A 16,848-nucleotide genomic window follows, 5' to 3' on the forward strand; every position below is an offset into this window, starting at 1 on the left:
TAATTTAGTGCTAATAAATCACGTGTTGTGAAATAAGTTAATCCAAAAATAATCAAGCACATAAGTTTTTGAAAAATAATATAGTGACAAAAGAACATCAATTTAGAGGTCGGGGAAAGATTCCATACCTTTCCCCAAATATGGTTAGATATCAGATAATGATTAAGAGGGAAAATGTAGGGCGTTTGGTCCCTACATATATTGGACTAATTCGTCATGCCCGGCTTTATTTCCAGGTTTTACTTTATCTATTGCATCTTTAAAGTATTTGTATGGGATTTCACTAGCTTCAATGTTATCTCTTAGTGCAAGCATTGCTGCTTCCCTACATATGGATTCTATGTCTGCTCCAACATAACCCTCAGTATTTTTAGCTAATTTTTTAATATCAACATCACTTCCAAGCGGCATGCCTTTTGTATGTACTTTAAAGATTGATATTCTTGCTTCTTCATCAGGTTCTTTAACCTGAATATGTCTATCAAATCTTCCAGGCCTCATAAGTCCAGCATCTAAAATGTCCGGTCTGTTGGTTGCTGCTATAATTGCTACATCTTCAAGTTCCTCTAAACCATCCATTTCAGTTAAAAGTTGGTTAACAACTCTTTTTGTCACACCGCTATCGGTGTCATTTCCACTACGTGTGCTGGCTATTGCATCTATTTCATCGAAAAAGATTACTGTTGGGGAAGCTTGTTTTGCTTTTCTAAATACTTCACGAACACCTTTTTCAGATTCCCCTACCCATTTAGATAAGAGTTCAGGACCTTTAATTGAAATGAAGTTGGCTTCACTTTCACTTGCTACTGCTTTTGCAAGTAAAGTTTTACCAGTTCCAGGAATACCATAAAGTAATGTTCCTTTTGGAGGCCTTATTCCTAAGCGTTGGAATGTTTCTGGATGTTTTAACGGCCATTCAACAGCTTCTTTTAGCTCTTGTTTTACATCTTCAAGTCCACCTACATCGTCCCATTTAATATCTGGGATTTGTACTAGAACTTCTCTAAGAGCGGAAGGTTGAATTTCTTTTTGAGCATTTTTAAAGTCCTCACCAGTTACGACAATTTTTTCCATTACCTCTTTAGGAATTTCTTCATCGTTTTGTATTTCAGGCAGGATTCTTCTAACTACTCTCATTGCCGCTTCCTTACATAATGATTCGAGATCTGCTCCCACGCAACCATGGGTAGTATTTGCTATTTTATCAAGGTTTACATCATCTGCGAGAGGCATGTTTCTTGTGTGAATTTCAAGAACTTCTTTTCTTTCTTCTGAATCAGGTACTCCTATTTCAATTTCACGATCAAATCTTCCAGGTCTTCTAAGAGCAGGGTCTAGAGAGTCAGGCCTATTGGTTGCTCCAATAACTACTACCTGACCACGGGATTTAAGACCATCCATTAATGTAAGAAGTTGTGCAACGGTTCTTCTTTCAACTTCCCCATTTGTTTCTTCTCTTTTTGGAGCAATTGCGTCTAATTCATCTATAAATATGATTGAAGGAGAATTTTCTTCTGCTTCTTCAAAGTATTCCCTTAAGTTTTCTTCAGACCCACCTACATATTTGCTCATAATTTCAGGCCCATTTATTGCAATGAAATGAGCATCACTTTCACTTGCTACCGCTTTAGCCAGTAATGTCTTACCAGTTCCAGGAGGACCATGCATGAGGACTCCTTTTGGAGGTGCAATACCTAGTTTCTCAAAGAGTTCAGGTCTTTTAAGAGGAATTTCAATCATTTCTCTTACTTTTTTAACTTCTTCTTTAAGACCTCCAATGTCTTCGTAACTTACATTAACGAGGTTTCCAACACCTTCGATTTTGCTGACATCTACTGGAGTTTCATGTAATTGCACTTCAGTATTTGGCCCGACAATTACTATATCCTTTGGATTTGTAGAGACTACTGCAAATTTAATTTCTTTCATTGCTGGAGTAAAGTCCATTAATTCATCAAAAATACTATTGAATCCCATTCCCATACTTGGTTTTGGTGCACGGATTTGAGATCCAATAATGTCTCCCTGTACCATTACCTTACCTGCAAATAATCCCCTTACGTCTCCCTGTACACGAATATTGTCTTCAGTTGGTGCAAGAACAACTTTTTTCGCTTCCGTTGCTTTTGCTTTTTTAACTAAAACTTCACCTCCGATGGTAGCTCCGGAGTTTTTGCGGATTAATCCGTCAATTCTTATAACTCCAAGTCCAATATCGGTTTGTGAAGGAAGAGCGATAGTGGCAGTTCTTCTCTCACCAATAATTTCGATTAAGTCTCTTTCATGGATTCCTAAATCTTCCATGACATTAGGATCAATTCTTGCAACTCCTTGGCCTACATCTTTTTGTGAGATTGCTTCTGCAACCTTTAATGTAATTTCATTTTCTGCCATTTTCTCATCTCCTTGTTTGTATGTAATCTAATAATTGTAATTTGTCAAAATCTTTTTGTTACTTTTTGTAACTTTATTGACATACTAATCTGTATGTGTCTTAATATATAAAGCTTTCGGTCAGGATGATTTTTTTAAACCATTTAAAAATTAACTATTCATTATTTAAACAATACTGAATTTCAATTTAATCAAATATTTAACTTAAAATTAATATTAATAAAAAAAAGTGAAAATTAAATATGTATTTTAAATTTTAAGATTTAATTACTTTTAGATACTTTAATGTTTGTTCGTATTTAGTAAAACAATTTATCTGATACTTCCCCCAAAACCTGTGAATAAATCTTTGACATTTTGAATATCTTCTTTGGTTAATGTAGTAACCTCAAAAGTTAAGCTAATAAAGTCATCGTCAATTTGAGGACCGGCATATACATCAGTTAACCTAATATCAATAATATTATCAATTTTCATTACTGCATTTTCAATTGTTTCAACATGAACCCTTTTAGAAAATACGCAACTAATCGATTGGGTTACGGTATTTAAATTATCAATTTTCCATTTATACAATTCTTCAGGATGTAAAATCCTAATATTTGCAATACGAAGTTTTTTAACTTTACTGCCCTCTCTTAAAACAGCAGTTTTACCATCAACACTTTCTAAAATTCCCGTGTGGATTTTTCCAGAATAGATATGTTTTAGACCAACTTCCTGACCAATGGAATTGTTTAAAATAATGTATTCATAGTTTAGGGCATTAATAGCTTTATCGCTCCTACCTAAAGCATTTGTAATATCTCCCATATTTTTAGTTGCCCTATTGGCTATCTTTACAAATTTCTCTTCATCTTTATCATTAATAACATCTTTTAGTTCATTTACAGCTTCAGCAAATGTATTTCTAATTTTAGAACCATTATTGTTCATAGACTGAATATTGTATGTTAAATATGGATTTTGAGCAACAATACGGGCAATCATATCAATCATTAGATTGTATATTGGACTTTCATAATCTTCAGTTTCAGATAAATCCACTTTAAGTTTTTCAATTGCAGAAGCAGTTGAAATGAATGAGAAGTGGGTTAAGACTTGAACTATACTCATCATAAAGTCATGTTTTTTAGCAGTAGTTTCGATAACTCTCATATTTTTATTGGATAAGTAATTATAAGCTTTCCTGTACCATTCCCCCTTTTTATCAGCAGTCAAAACAATCACTTGATTGTCTAGTCGGGTAGTGCGTGGACCAAAGATTGGGTGTGTTGGAAGATATTCGACAGTATCAGGCAATACTTCCTGCATTGTTTTTAATGGTTCTTCTTTAACGCTGGTTACATCAACCATTAAAGATCCGCTTTTCATAAATGGAGCGACCTCACGAATAACATCTGAAGTATATTGAATAGGTACACTAATAACTAAAATATCACTAATATCTGCTATCTCAATATTAGATTCAATATAGTTGACATTTAATTTATCTGCAACTCCACGACCTTTTTTATGGTCTGTGCCTGTAATGTATACTTCAAATTCTTCTCTAAAATAGTAAATGAGGGTTTTTCCCAAACCATCACTACCTCCAATAATTCCAACATTCATTTTAATCAATCTAAATTTTAATTTTTAATCAATATAAAATTATATCCCAAATTTTCAGGCTCTTTCAAACTTGTGTGACTTCACTTTAAACAAATTTTTCATTTAAAAATTTTCCCTAATCTGAAGGAATCTTTATAATTTAACGTTAAGAAACCGTTTATCGTGAAATAAATTAAGTGCATAAATTAATCAAAAAATAACCCTCACACAAGTTTTTGAAAATGTCTAGATTTGCAATACAGCAAATTTTTAATACTCCATAAACTCAACTATTAAACATGAGCGAACATATTATTGAAGCAATGGGATTGAGCAAAGTAACAATTAAAGATGGTAAAGTAATAAATGTTAGTGAACCTGAAATCGAATACTGTCCCCTTTTTGATCACCACCGTGGAATAAAAAAACTCACACCCGAGGCAATAGCTGAAAATATGCAATTTAGAATCGATGATTTTGGAATGTGCACTTCCAAAAGGCAACTAAGAATGAAGGACTTTTTAAGCTTTGGTATTTCAGAGATTATTTGCACATTGCTTGATGAAAAAATTATTGATTGTGCTGTAATGGTTTTAGAAGGTTGTGGAACATTAATAGTTTGGGACGGGGAACTTGTTCAAGGAATCGGAGGACGGGTTTCAGGTCTTTTCAAGACAAGTCCCATACCAGAGCTAATAGTCAAAATAGGTGAAGAAAATATTGTTAATCCTAAAACTGCTGAGATAAACCAAATTAAGGGAATCAAACTTGCAATTAAAAAAGGATTTAAGAATATAGCTGTCACTATTGCCGTTGCAGGTGATGCAAAAGAAATTAAAAAACTTCAAAAAGAACATCCAGACACCAATATTTATGTTTTTGTTGTACACACCACTAAAAGAAGTGCCAAGGAAGCTAGAGAATTATTTGATATAAGTGATGTTGCAACAGCCTGTGCTTCAAAAAATATCCGTGAAATCGCAGAAGCCGAGTGCATAAAAACTGTAGGCCAATCAATACCTATTTATGCACGAACTGAAATGGGCAAAAAGTTTCTAGAAATGCGTTTAGCAAAAATTGGTGGGGAAAAACCTAAAAAAGATAATCCTGATTTACCTTATCCCATGATATAAAATTATTTTCTAGGCAAAATATTGTTTGGAGAAACCATGAATTTATTATAAAATTGTTTTTTATATTTGATAAATGGAAATTCAACTCCACTAACTCCCCATTTAGGATTATATCCAAAAATATTAATATATTCCTTTAAATCGCCACGTTCATTCATTAATGCTTTTGTTAAATCATACAAGGCTTTTGTATCATCAATTGCTCTGTGAAAATTAACTTCTTCAATACTGTAATGTTTAACACCATCTATTAATTTGTGAGGATAATCCTTACGATCTTTTAAAACTGTTAAGGTATCTAACCAATTCATTTTAGAAACAATATTATATGCTTCATCGGGGAAATGTCTTTTAAGTAAATTATAGACAAACGACAGGTCAAATTGACAGTTGTGAGCTATCATTAAAGTTTCCGGAGTTAATTTTTCTTTCAAATCCTCAGCAACAACATATTCATAAACCCCCTCATCAGATAACAACTCATCGTCAATGCCTGTTAATTTTATAATTTTTGAATCAAGAGGCTCTTCAATATCTATGAATTCATCATATTCTTCAATTATTTTGCCCTCTTCAACAATCAACATTGCAAGTTCTATTATCCTACAATTTTGACAATCAAGACCACTTGTTTCAGTATCAAAAAATATAATTTTTATAAATATCCCACCATCAAGTATAATTTTAATTAATTCTATATAGTTATAACTACATAACTATTACTGATTAGTCAACATGAGGGATAAATTTGACTCAAAAAAGTGAAGCGCAAAAAGGCAATATTACTCCTGAAATGGAATATGTTGCTAAAAAAGAAAATATTGATGTAGGCAAATTAATTAAATTAATAGATGCAGGCAAAGTTGTAATTCCAAAAAATATTAATGGACACTCAAAACCTTGTGGTATAGGGGAATGTTTAAGAACCAAAGTTAATGCAAATATTGGCTCATCATCAAAAATTGATGATATTAATCTGGAAATAGATAAAGCAAAATTGGCACAGGAATATGGTGCAGATGCTTTAATGGATTTGTCAACAGGTTCTGATTTAAAACTGTTTAGAAAAAAAATTATGGATGCTGTTGATTTATGTGTTGGAACTGTGCCCATTTATGAAGCAGGAGTCGTAACATTAACTAAAAACAAAGAAATAATGGATATGAATCCCGATGATATTTTCAAATCTATTGAAAACCAAGCACGTGAAGGAGTGGACTTTATGACCATTCACTGCGGAATTACCAAGGATTTAGTTGAAAAATTAAAAGCCGCCAATAGAATGATGGGTATTGTAAGCCGTGGAGGAACATTCATGGCATCTTGGATAAATCACAACGATATGGAAAATCCCTTATATGAAAATTACGATTACTTACTTGAATTATCCTATGAATACGACATTACATTATCTCTGGGAGATGGTTTAAGGCCAGGTTGTTTAGCAGATGCAAGTGATATCCCTCAAATTCAAGAACTCGTAAACCTTGGAGGCCTTGTTAAAAGAGCACAGGACGCTAATGTCCAAGTTATGGTGGAAGGCCCCGGACACATGCCATTAAACCAGATTAAAGCCAATATGGAAATTCAAAAAACAATATGTCATGGAGCTCCGTTCTACGTTTTAGGACCTCTCGTGACTGATATTGCACCGGGTTATGATCATATTACTGGCGCAATCGGAGGGGCGATAGCTGCAAGTTCTGGAGCCAGTTTCTTATGTTATGTTACTCCAGCAGAACACCTGTCCCTACCAAGCCTTGAAGATGTTAAAGAAGGAGTTGTTGCATCAAAAATTGCCGCTGAAGCAGCGGATGTTGCAAAAGGACTTCCTCAAGCATGGGAAAGGGAACGTGCAATGGGCCGTGCAAGAAAGGAATTCGATTGGGAAGCCCAATTCGACTTGGCTCTAGACAAATCAAAGCCTAGAAAATACCGTAACAAATGTGAACTTGACGATGATGAAATGTGTGCAATGTGTGGAGAATATTGTGCAGTAAAAATAGGTAAAGGCGATTTTTAATGAAATACCAGGAATTAGTTGACGTTTACTCAGCTCTTGAGGCAACTACAAAAAGACTAGAAAAAACAGAAATAATATCAAATTACCTAAAAACATTAGATTCAGATACTATTGAAAAGGTTGGACTTTTAATTTTAGGAGTTGTTTTTCCGGCATGGAGTTCAGAAGAAATTGGAATTGGGGCGAAATTGGTTGAGCGGGCAGTAGCTGAAGCCGTTGGAACAACACAGGAAGTTGTTGAAGATGCAATTCGTGATGAAGGAGATATTGGCCTTGCATGTGTTAAACTATATGCAAAAAAATCCCAAATGACCTTTTTCTCACAACCCTTAACAATTGATTTTGTATTTAATAACTTACGTAAATTATCTAAAATCAGTGGTTCAAAATCGACCAATCGTAAAATAGCAATTATTTTAGAATTATTATCACAGGCAAGTGGAACAGAAGCTAAGTATCTAACAAGAACTATCACTGAAGAGTTAAGGATTGGTGTAGGAGATGGAGTGGTTCGTGATGCAATAGCCCAAGCATTTAATATTGAAAAATCTATTGTCGAACGTGCGCAAATGCTTACAAATGATTTTTCAGTAGTTGCAAGAACCGCCAAGGAAGAAGGTAGTACGGGTTTGGAAAAACTTAACTTAACACCAGGAACACCTGTCAAACCAATGCTTGCCCAATTGGCTCCTCCACTAGATGAAATTCTACCGGAAATGGGCGAGGCGATTTGTGATACCAAATATGACGGCATAAGGCTACAAGTTCACCGCAAAGATAATGAAATTAAAATATTCACACGCAGATTAGAAAACATCACCCATGCTTTGCCGGAAATTGTAGAGCTTTTTAATGAACACCTGCCTCATGAGGATTATATTGTAGAAGGTGAAGTGATAGCTACACGTAATGGAAAACCTCTGCCTTTTCAAAATGTCTTGCATCGCGTTAGAAGAAAATATAATGTAGAAGAAGCGATGGAAAATGTTCCTCTAAAACTATTCTTATTTGATGTAATGTATTATAAAGTTCCAATGATTGATGAGGATTTAAAAACAAGAAGAAGCACATTAGAAAATATTGTTGATACGTCAGTCGATGAGATGAATTTAAGTACAATGAAAGTTGGAACTGCAGACAATATTGATGAAATCCAAGAATTATTTGAAATTTCAATCAAGGAAGGTCATGAAGGAATCATGATTAAAGATGCAAGTGCGCCATATATTCCAGGTCTTAGAGGTAAAAAAATGCTTAAATATAAATCTGAACCTGAAACATTAGATATGGTTGTTATTGGAGGAACTTATGGAATTGGTAAAAGGGGAGATTTCGTTGGATCATATCTTGTAGCTTTAAGAGATGAAAATGATGATTTTAAAAGTGTAGCATATGCCGCAACAGGTCTCGATGATGCTACCTTAGAATACTTAACTGAGAAAATGAAGGAACTTGAAATTTCAACCAAGGGTCGTGAAATAAAAGTTGAACCTAAAATCGTTTTAGAAATAGCTTTTTCAGAAATTGTAGAATCCCCAGAATATGAAACCGGTTACTCATTACGATTCCCAGTTGTTAAAAATATCCGCAAAGATAAAAGTCCGAACGATGCAGATACTGTTGAAAGATTGCTTTCAATGTACCATACTGGAAACTGAGAAGGTGAAACTGTGACAAAAAAAGCTTCAGATTTTCAAATTAAATATATGGCAAAGATGTATCGTGGAAAAGAGATATTCAAACCATTGAATACAGGATGGATAGATGAAAATGTTGCTTGCATTAGAGAATATGTTGCAAATATCTTTTTTTATAGAAAAAAGGCTAAAACAATAATGATTGACGCCGGATATAATTATCCGAAAGTTGCTGAGAAGATGGAATGGTTAGGAATTGATCCTGAAGAAGTAAATGATATCCTAATAACCCATCAGGATACAGACCATGTTGGTGCTGTAGAAGAGGATAGTGATGGACTATTCAGCCACTGCAAGCTATACCTAAGTGAAATTGAAAATAGATATCTGACTGGAGAAGTTAGGCGTAGAGTAGCTTACAAATTATATAAACTTCCAATGGTTACAATCAACAATGAAAAAGTACTCCTAAAGGATGGAGATATCCTGGATTTTGATGGCATTAAAGTAGAATGCATTTTAGTTCCAGGCCACACTTGGGGGCATATGGTTTATTTGATTGATGATGAATACCTGTTTACCGGAGATACAATATGGTTTGGTTCTGACGGAGGATATAGCTTCCTATCCCCACTAGCTGAAGACAATAAACTATCCTTAAAATCATTGAAAAAACTTGAAGAAAAAATAAGAAGTAAGAATATTAATCCGTTAGTAATTACTGGCCACACAGGTTGGAGTCAGGATTTGGATTTTGTATTTGCCCATTGCGACAAAAAATGCTCAGCATTTTCAAGAAGAGCTCCTGATCCAGATGCGCCATATGATGCATATGATGAATCAGACGATACAAAAGAAAACACACGAAATTCAGGATTTCTAAAAGCCAAACATTAATTTGAGTTTTTAGCTCATCCAATCATGCACATACTGAATAAACGATGATTTCATTGTTTTGAATAACGCTTGAGCAATAATCATTATCCCTAAAACCTCAAGCGGCATTTGGCTAAAAATCCGATTGTAAAGATTATTGCACCTAATCCTTCACCAGATAATCTCAATGTTAAACCTAAAACAACATTAAAAGCTTAAATTCTTTGAAAAATACCTGAGATAGTAGCAATTGTTACGTTATATGCTTTTTTATAACCATGAACTTCAACAAGCATATCATCAACAATGTAAATTACTGGAAAATATTGTCCGGGCACACTAATATTAAAGAGAAAAAATCAAAGATTTTACCCACTATAACATTTGAATCGATGATTGTGTAAAAACACCCCGTAAAAAATCATAATCTTCATTTTTTGTTGCCACGTATAGTTTTTTTTAAACCTACATCAATTTTACTGAGTAAAATCCTATCGAATATATTTATTCTGAAAATCATTATGAAAATATGGAAATCACAGATGATAAACTATTAAGAATAGCCCTGATAACCTCACTTATTGGAATAATTGGCCTGATTGCTTTTAGTCCGACAATTGAAGTTAAAGAAGTTGATATTAAAGACATTAATAATGCAATGATTGATGAAGAAGTGCGCATTGACGGAGTAATTACAGACATTGCCCAATCAAGCTCAAAGACAAGTTATTTTTTAACCATAAATGATGGAGATGCACAGATTCAGTTAATAATATTCGAAAATCAAGTAGCGGAAATACAGTCAAAAAACCTTGACATTGAAGATTTTAAAAATCGCAAAGTACAAGTTGTTGGAACAGTTACACAATATAATTCAGAATTAGAATTGATTTTATCAAATGGGGACAGTTTGAGAATGATTAATTAACAATATATTTTTATTGATTAAAAACTAAAATAAGTTTATATATTAAATTATAAAGGAATTTTAAATATGTCTAATAAAAAAAGATTATTTGGAACTTTTGGAGTTAGAAGAACTGCAAATGACGTTTTAACTCCTGAATTCGCAACAAGACTTGCTGCTTGTTATGGAACACAAATAAAAGGAACCGTCGCTATTGGCGGAGATACACGTACAACTTCCCCTATGTTAATGCAAGCTGTAACTGCAGGTTTACTTTCAAGCGGTTGTGACGTGGTGAATTTAGGAATCCTGCCTACCCCCGGAGTCCAATATGCTATCCGCAAATATTATGATGGTGGAGTAATGATTACAGCTTCACATAATCCTCCAGAATATAATGGAATTAAATTTTTGGATTCTGACGGTATTGGAATTGCTGATGATATGGAGCTTGAAATTGAAAGATTATACTTTGATGATGAGCCAGACCGTGTAGAATTTTCAGAAATTGGTGAAATCTATCACAATGATAAAATAATTGATGAATATATTGATGAAGCAGTTTCTAAAGTAGATGTGCAAGCTATTAAAGATTCAAATTTAAAAGTGGTTGTTGATTGTGGATCAGGTGCCGGATGTTATACCGCTCCATATTTAATTAGAAAATTAGGCTGTGATGTAACAACACTTAACTCGCAAGCCGACGGATTCTTCCCCGGACGTAATCCTGAACCAATTGAAGAAAATTTGCAAGAATTAATTAGCATTGTAAAAGAACTTAATGCAGATATTGGTCTTGCACATGATGGAGATGCAGATAGAACCATTTGTATTGATGAGAAAGGAAACTTTGTTTTAGGCGATAAAACTTTCACACTTGTTGAACGTGAAATGCTTAAAGAAAACAATGGAGGAATCATTGTAACAACTGTTGCAACATCACAAGCAATTTATGATATTGCTGATGAATTTAATGGTGAAGTAATAGCTACTGCTGTTGGAGATTTACTTGTTGCTCGTGAACTCAAAGAAAAAGACGGTTTATTTGGTGGAGAAGAAAACGGCGGTTTAATATTCCCGGATTTCGTTTATGGAAGAGATGCAGTAATGACTGTTGCTAAAATCTTAGAAATTCTTGCAAAATCTAAAAAACCGATGTCTGAGTTAGTGGCTGAATTACCTATCTATTATGCAAGTAAAATGAAAATTGAATGTCCGGATGATGAAAAAGAATTTGTGATGAACAGTATTGCCGATGAGATTAAAGAAACAACTGATTTTGAACTTGACTTAACCGATGGTGTTAAAATCTTAAAAGAAGACGGTTGGGTAATCATCAGACCCTCTGGAACTGAACCAATATTTAGATGCTTTGCAGAATCTGATTTACAATCTAAAGCAGATGAAATGACCGAATGGGGAATTAGTTTAATTAAAAAATACAGAAAATAATAATTCCTTCATTTCTTCTTTTATTTTAATTGAATTTAGAAATACTCTAAACATTCTTCTTTAAGGAAAAATGCATCTTCATTATCTGGGCTTCTAAGCAAAACTCTATTAAAACTGTCTACCGCTTCTTCAAACTTGCCAAGTTCCATCAATACAACACCCTTATTTAACAGAAAATCGATATTGTTTTTTTCAATAGATATTGCTTTGTTAAAACATTCAAGAGCTTCATCAAATTTACCTAAATCAATATAAGCATTTCCCATGCGATTAATTGCTGCAGCATCCATTTCGGAGTCATCTAAACAAACTTCAACTGCCTTATCAAAAGATTCAATGGCCTCTTCCAACATTCCCATGTCAGATAACAAATTCCCACGTGAATTCCATACTTCAGGGTTTTCACCATCAATTACAATAAGCTTATCATAAACTTTCAGGGCATCATCATATCTTCCAAGCATTTCTAAGATAAATCCTCTCCAATAAAGAACAATTGAACTGCTTGGACGATAATTATAAGCAATATTGCTAACTTTTAAAGCCTCATTAATATTGCCTGAGTTTAAAAGTGCAATGGCTTTATTGTTTAAAATATAAATATTATCCGGTTCCCATTTTAATGCTTTATCATAACATTCAATAGCATCCATGAATCTTCCAAGCCGGGATAAATTATCCCCTTGCTTATTCAATAAATAAATATCATGAGGGTCCAATTTAAGTGCCGCATCATAACACATTGTTGATTTATCGAATTTACCACTATCAAAAAGAATATCAGCCCTTTTTGTAATCATAGCTTTTTCATCTATTTTATCTCCTCTCCAATCATCAATGTGAATTTTTTCGAAATATATAATTTGAAATTCGTCTGAAGGACCAATGCACCCCCCATACATTTTTTTAAACTCACGCAACATATCTTCAGAATCCTTAAACCCCTCCTCACGAGCCAATTCATCATTATCTTTAATCTCTGAAAAAGGAATGCTCTCAACACCAGTTACGAAAGCCTCAAAAATCTTCATTTTTTCTTTAGACACTAAGTTCCAATAACAATATAGTCTATCTCCGACTTTAAGAGGTGTTTTCCATGCTTTACGTATTGTACGAGTTTTCTTACCCGTAATTACATCAATATCATTACTTGAAAATGATAAAATCGGCATTCAAAAGGCACTCCTATATTACCTGTTCTCCAAATTCGCCAGATTTGACTTTAACAATTCCATTAAAATAAGGTTTAATCATCTTAGCCAACTTAGTTAAATCATGAGGATTAGGAACTTCAACTTTTTCCAAAGCAGGATCCAATACATTTTTATTTCTGAATTGTTGAATTGTATACACTTCAGATTCAATTTCATCAACAAGATTCATGATATCTTTTTTAGTATGTAATGTAGGAACAAAAGTTGTTCTGATTTCAAGATGAACCCCTGCATCATTTATCAGTTCCATTGATTTTTTAACATCGAAGCCTACATTGGCTCCGGTTATTTTTTTGTATTTTGAAAATGTTGTTTTGACATCAAGAGATACGTAATCGAGTAAATTCAAGTCCAATATCTTTTTAAGTTTATCCGGATAAATTCCACTTGTATCTAATTTTGTTTTTAATCCGATTTTGCGAACATAAGACAATATTTCAATTACTGCATCTGTTTGCACTAATGGTTCTCCACCTGAAATCACAATAGCATCTAAAAAATCAGCTGATGAATCTATTTCATATTTAATTTCTTCAAATGATTTTTCAGTATTATCTTCCAATAATTCCACATTATGACAATATCTGCATGCCAAAGGACATTTTGACATGAAAATAACTAAAGACATATTTCCATGAAATTCAACAGAAGATATTACACTACCTCCAATATACATTTAATTTAAAACCTCTTTTAAAACATTAATAAATTTCTTATCCTCTTCAAGAGTACAAATACTTATTCGTATCCAATATTCATCTAAACCCTTAAATGAAGTACAATCCCTCACAATAATGCCTCTCTTCATAAGTTCTAATGCCAACTGTGAAGCGGTAAAACCAGTATCCTTAATACCGATTAACATGAAGTTAGATTTAGATGGGAATACATTTAATCCATCAATTTTTGATAATTCATCATGTAAATATTGTCTTGACTCAATTCCTTTTTTAATTGAATCCTCTATGTATTCTTTGTCTCTAAAGGTATTAAGAGCAGCTACGAATGATAATCTTGTAAGGGAAAATACTGGTTTTATTCTGTGCATATACTCAATAATCTCCTCACATGCAAGACCATAACCAATTCTCATACCTGCAAGGCCCAATACTTTTGACATGGTACGTATGATGAATATGTTGTCATATTCATTGATTAAATCTTTATTTGTGACTTCTGAGTATTCAAAGTAAGCTTCATCAATAATGATTAATATGTCTGGATTTTTACGGGCAATATCTATTAAGATTTCCTTATCAATCAATGTTCCGGTAGGATTATTCGGACTGCATAAGAAAATCATTCTAGTTTTGGAAGTGATTGAATTATAAATTGACTCAGCATCTAATTTATTCTCATCCAAATCCCATTTTGCATAAACCGGTTTTGCACCGTATTGATTTAACAAGTATTCATAATACATATAAGAAGGCAATGGAACTATAAACTCATCGCCATCATCTATAAATGTTTTTGCAAGTACATCAATGATTTCATCAGCTCCGTCCCCACCAATTATAACTTGTGAATCTTTAACACCCGAATATTCCGCTATTTCACTTACAAGTTCATGCAATTGAGATTCGGGATATCTATTAATTGATTTAATTTCATCTTCAATAGCTTTCATGGCTTTTGGAGACGGACCCCATGGATTTTCATTTGAACCTAATTTAATGATATCCTCTTTTTTAAGGTTGAAATCTGAAGCAATCTCATCCTGAGACCTTCCAGGGACATAGGAATCCATTTCTTCCACAATTTTCCTTGCCTTCATAATTTAATCTTCCCTATATTGTTTAGAAAGTTTTACATAATTATCTGCATTATTTTGAATCATTTCAATTTGATCGTGACTAACCTTTTTAACAGCTTTTGCTGGAACACCTAAAATCAAACTTCCTTCTGGAAACTCTTTTCCTTCACTTACAACTGCACCTGCCCCAACAATAGAGTTTTTTGAAATATGTGCACCGTCTAGGACTGTTGCATTCATTCCAATTAAAACATTGTCGTCTAATTTACATCCGTGGACAATTGCACCATGACCTACAGAGACATTATCTCCTATCTCAACAGGAAATCCTTCAGTGCAGTGAACAACACAATTGTCTTGAACATTAGATTTATTTCCAATTTTAATTGAATCTACATCTCCCCTAAGGATTGCTCCATGCCAAATTGATACATCCGCACCCAATTCAACATCACCAACTACTTGTGCACCCGGGCATATTACAATAGAGTCTTTTTTATTTTCCATAATATCGCCTTTATTTCTGTATTTTATTCTTATCTTGTATAATATGATTTTGTTTTACCAAAACACGTGTATCGGAGGGTACATCATCATATAATAAAACCCCTGAACCGATAGTGGAATTATAACCTACTTTCACACCAGGTGAAAAACTAGAATTAATACCTGTTTTAACAGCGTCTCCAATAATCGATCCGAATTTGCGTCTTCCACTATCTATCATTTTGTCCTTAATTTTGGTTTTTACGGATTGGTTATCAAAACGTAAGTTTGCAATGTTAGTTCCTGCTGCAATATTACAATTTGAACCTATTACCGAGTCTCCGACATAACTTAAATGACTAATATTGGTATTTTCCATGACAATCGAATTTTTAATTTCAACAGCATTTCCAACATGAACATTGTCACCAAAGTAAGAATTACCTCTAATATAAGAATTTGGACCTATATCACAATTTTTACCTATATATACATTTCCTTCAATGTAAACTCCCGCACGAATAATGCTGCCTTCATCCAAAAAGATATCACCATGAATATGAGCTCCATCCTCTATTTTTCCTTTGATTTCATTTTTTAATTGGCCGATCAATTCTTCATTAACTTCAATTAGCTCCCATGGCCTTCCAACATCAATCCAATCCTTATTGGTTTTATGTCCAATTACCTTTTTGCCGTCTTCAATTTGTAAGGATACCGAATCTGTAATTTCATATTCTCCACGTTCAGAAATTTCAGTTTCATCAATTTTATCGAAAATATCCTTATTGAATACATAAATTCCAGCATTTACAAGATTACTTGGAGCTTCCTCTTTTTTAGGTTTCTCTACAATGCTTTTAATATTGTCATTTTCAATTTCAACAACTCCAAAGGCAGAAGGGTCTTCTACTTCAGTTAAAACCATTAATGTATCTGGTTTTAATTGGTTGTATTTTTTAATGATTTCAGTAATAATTTCATCATCTAAAATGATATCCCCATTTAAAACAAGCAAGCTATCATTAATAAATCCTTTTCCATATCCAATAGCATTTGCAGTACCTAAGAAGTCCTTTTGAGTTTGATAAGAAATGTTTACTCCAAATTCACTACCGTCACCAAAATAATCCCGAACCATTTCCTCCTTATAACGTACAATTAATAATATATCTTTAATTCCACTATTCCTTAAAGATTCAATGTTATATTGAATAATTGGTTTTCCAGCAACTGGCAACATAGTTTTAGGCTTTGTAAGGGTTAATGGCCTCATTCTAGAACCTTCACCAGCACTTAAAATAATTGCTTTCACTTTTATTATCCCCTTAAAAATTATCTAATAATATTATATGTTTAACTATTTACTTATTAATT

General features: G+C 33.3%; 15 protein-coding genes. 6 read left to right on the plus strand and 9 right to left on the minus strand.

From position 1 onward, the window contains the following. Positions 1 to 192 precede the first annotated feature (192 nt). Together Q9969_RS07930 and Q9969_RS07935 are read right to left on the minus strand one after the other, a co-directional pair. On the minus strand, positions 193 to 2,394 hold the full coding sequence (locus Q9969_RS07930; protein WP_305556083.1) for a CDC48 family AAA ATPase: 2,202 nt from the start codon (positions 2,392 to 2,394) through the stop codon (positions 193 to 195). Between the two features lie 312 nt (positions 2,395 to 2,706). Then, the gene (locus Q9969_RS07935) at positions 2,707 to 4,017 is read right to left on the minus strand and encodes a prephenate dehydrogenase (protein WP_342766064.1); all 1,311 of its coding nucleotides are present in this window, start codon (positions 4,015 to 4,017) and stop codon (positions 2,707 to 2,709) included. 269 nt (positions 4,018 to 4,286) lie between these two features. Between Q9969_RS07935 and Q9969_RS07940 the strand changes: the two genes are divergently transcribed. Continuing rightward, a complete protein-coding gene (locus Q9969_RS07940; RefSeq protein WP_305556089.1) occupies positions 4,287 to 5,120 on the plus strand; it encodes a methanogenesis marker 8 protein in 834 nt (277 codons plus the stop codon). 2 nt (positions 5,121 to 5,122) lie between these two features. On the opposite strand, the gene Q9969_RS07945 is transcribed toward Q9969_RS07940, so the two are convergent. Further along, complete coding sequence (locus Q9969_RS07945) at positions 5,123 to 5,818, minus strand: 3'-5' exonuclease (protein WP_342766067.1); 696 nt, start codon at positions 5,816 to 5,818, stop codon at positions 5,123 to 5,125. Positions 5,819 to 5,868: 50 nt separating this feature from the next. Between Q9969_RS07945 and thiC the strand changes: the two genes are divergently transcribed. From thiC to Q9969_RS07960, 3 genes are read left to right on the plus strand one after another with little or no spacing between them, the layout of a single operon-like run. Beyond that, a complete protein-coding gene (gene thiC, locus Q9969_RS07950; RefSeq protein WP_305556093.1) occupies positions 5,869 to 7,143 on the plus strand; it encodes a phosphomethylpyrimidine synthase in 1,275 nt (424 codons plus the stop codon). Then, the gene (locus Q9969_RS07955) at positions 7,143 to 8,801 is read left to right on the plus strand and encodes an ATP-dependent DNA ligase (RefSeq protein WP_305556096.1); all 1,659 of its coding nucleotides are present in this window, start codon (positions 7,143 to 7,145) and stop codon (positions 8,799 to 8,801) included. The genes thiC and Q9969_RS07955 overlap by 1 nt, the downstream gene beginning before the upstream one ends. 12 nt (positions 8,802 to 8,813) lie before the next feature. Further along, positions 8,814 to 9,677: an MBL fold metallo-hydrolase gene (locus Q9969_RS07960; protein ID WP_305556099.1), complete on the plus strand. Its 864-nt coding sequence runs from the start codon at positions 8,814 to 8,816 to the stop codon at positions 9,675 to 9,677. Between the two features lie 194 nt (positions 9,678 to 9,871). Here the strand turns inward: Q9969_RS07960 and Q9969_RS07965 are convergent, their stop codons facing one another. Further along, positions 9,872 to 9,994, minus strand: coding sequence for a hypothetical protein (locus tag Q9969_RS07965; RefSeq protein WP_305512460.1), 123 nt, complete (start codon positions 9,992 to 9,994; stop codon positions 9,872 to 9,874). Between the two features lie 191 nt (positions 9,995 to 10,185). Between Q9969_RS07965 and Q9969_RS07970 the strand changes: the two genes are divergently transcribed. Both Q9969_RS07970 and glmM read left to right on the plus strand, forming a co-directional pair. Then, entirely contained in the window at positions 10,186 to 10,584 is a 399-nt protein-coding gene (locus Q9969_RS07970) for an exodeoxyribonuclease VII large subunit (protein ID WP_305512462.1), read from the plus strand. Positions 10,585 to 10,650: 66 nt separating this feature from the next. Further along, on the plus strand, positions 10,651 to 12,015 hold the full coding sequence (glmM, locus tag Q9969_RS07975; protein WP_305512463.1) for a phosphoglucosamine mutase: 1,365 nt from the start codon (positions 10,651 to 10,653) through the stop codon (positions 12,013 to 12,015). A 35-nt stretch (positions 12,016 to 12,050) separates the two neighbouring features. On the opposite strand, the gene Q9969_RS07980 is transcribed toward glmM, so the two are convergent. The 5 genes from Q9969_RS07980 to glmU are packed head-to-tail and all read right to left on the minus strand — an operon-like array spanning position 12,051 to position 16,792. After that, the gene (locus Q9969_RS07980; protein WP_305512465.1) at positions 12,051 to 13,187 is read right to left on the minus strand and encodes a tetratricopeptide repeat protein; all 1,137 of its coding nucleotides are present in this window, start codon (positions 13,185 to 13,187) and stop codon (positions 12,051 to 12,053) included. Between the two features lie 13 nt (positions 13,188 to 13,200). Continuing rightward, entirely contained in the window at positions 13,201 to 13,905 is a 705-nt protein-coding gene (locus tag Q9969_RS07985; RefSeq protein WP_305556102.1) for an anaerobic ribonucleoside-triphosphate reductase activating protein, read from the minus strand. Continuing rightward, the gene (gene hisC, locus Q9969_RS07990) at positions 13,906 to 15,006 is read right to left on the minus strand and encodes a histidinol-phosphate transaminase (protein WP_305556105.1); all 1,101 of its coding nucleotides are present in this window, start codon (positions 15,004 to 15,006) and stop codon (positions 13,906 to 13,908) included. Between the two features lie 3 nt (positions 15,007 to 15,009). Then, positions 15,010 to 15,492 carry a gamma carbonic anhydrase family protein gene (locus Q9969_RS07995; RefSeq protein WP_305556108.1) on the minus strand — a complete coding sequence of 161 codons (483 nt, stop codon included), beginning with the start codon at positions 15,490 to 15,492 and terminating at the stop codon, positions 15,010 to 15,012. 10 nt (positions 15,493 to 15,502) lie between these two features. Further along, complete coding sequence (gene glmU, locus Q9969_RS08000; protein ID WP_305556827.1) at positions 15,503 to 16,792, minus strand: bifunctional sugar-1-phosphate nucleotidylyltransferase/acetyltransferase; 1,290 nt, start codon at positions 16,790 to 16,792, stop codon at positions 15,503 to 15,505. Positions 16,793 to 16,848 lie beyond the last annotated feature (56 nt).

It is taken from the genome of Methanobrevibacter sp. V74, from assembly GCF_963082495.1.
Lineage (GTDB): Archaea > Methanobacteriota > Methanobacteria > Methanobacteriales > Methanobacteriaceae > Methanocatella.

Excerpts from the sequence above, each read along its gene's own strand:
- Q9969_RS07955 (WP_305556096.1), top strand. The coding sequence starts at position 7,143 with ATGAAATACCAGGAATTAGTTGACGTTTACTCAGCTCTTGAGGCAACT.
- hisC (WP_305556105.1), bottom strand. The coding sequence starts at position 15,006 with ATGAAGGCAAGGAAAATTGTGGAAGAAATGGATTCCTATGTCCCTGGA.
- Q9969_RS07985 (WP_305556102.1), bottom strand. The coding sequence starts at position 13,905 with ATGTATATTGGAGGTAGTGTAATATCTTCTGTTGAATTTCATGGAAAT.
- Q9969_RS07940 (WP_305556089.1), top strand. The coding sequence starts at position 4,287 with ATGAGCGAACATATTATTGAAGCAATGGGATTGAGCAAAGTAACAATT.
- Q9969_RS07995 (WP_305556108.1), bottom strand. The coding sequence starts at position 15,492 with ATGGAAAATAAAAAAGACTCTATTGTAATATGCCCGGGTGCACAAGTA.
- glmM (WP_305512463.1), top strand. The coding sequence starts at position 10,651 with ATGTCTAATAAAAAAAGATTATTTGGAACTTTTGGAGTTAGAAGAACT.
- Q9969_RS07980 (WP_305512465.1), bottom strand. The coding sequence starts at position 13,187 with ATGCCGATTTTATCATTTTCAAGTAATGATATTGATGTAATTACGGGT.
- Q9969_RS07930 (WP_305556083.1), bottom strand. The coding sequence starts at position 2,394 with ATGGCAGAAAATGAAATTACATTAAAGGTTGCAGAAGCAATCTCACAA.
- Q9969_RS07970 (WP_305512462.1), top strand. The coding sequence starts at position 10,186 with ATGGAAATCACAGATGATAAACTATTAAGAATAGCCCTGATAACCTCA.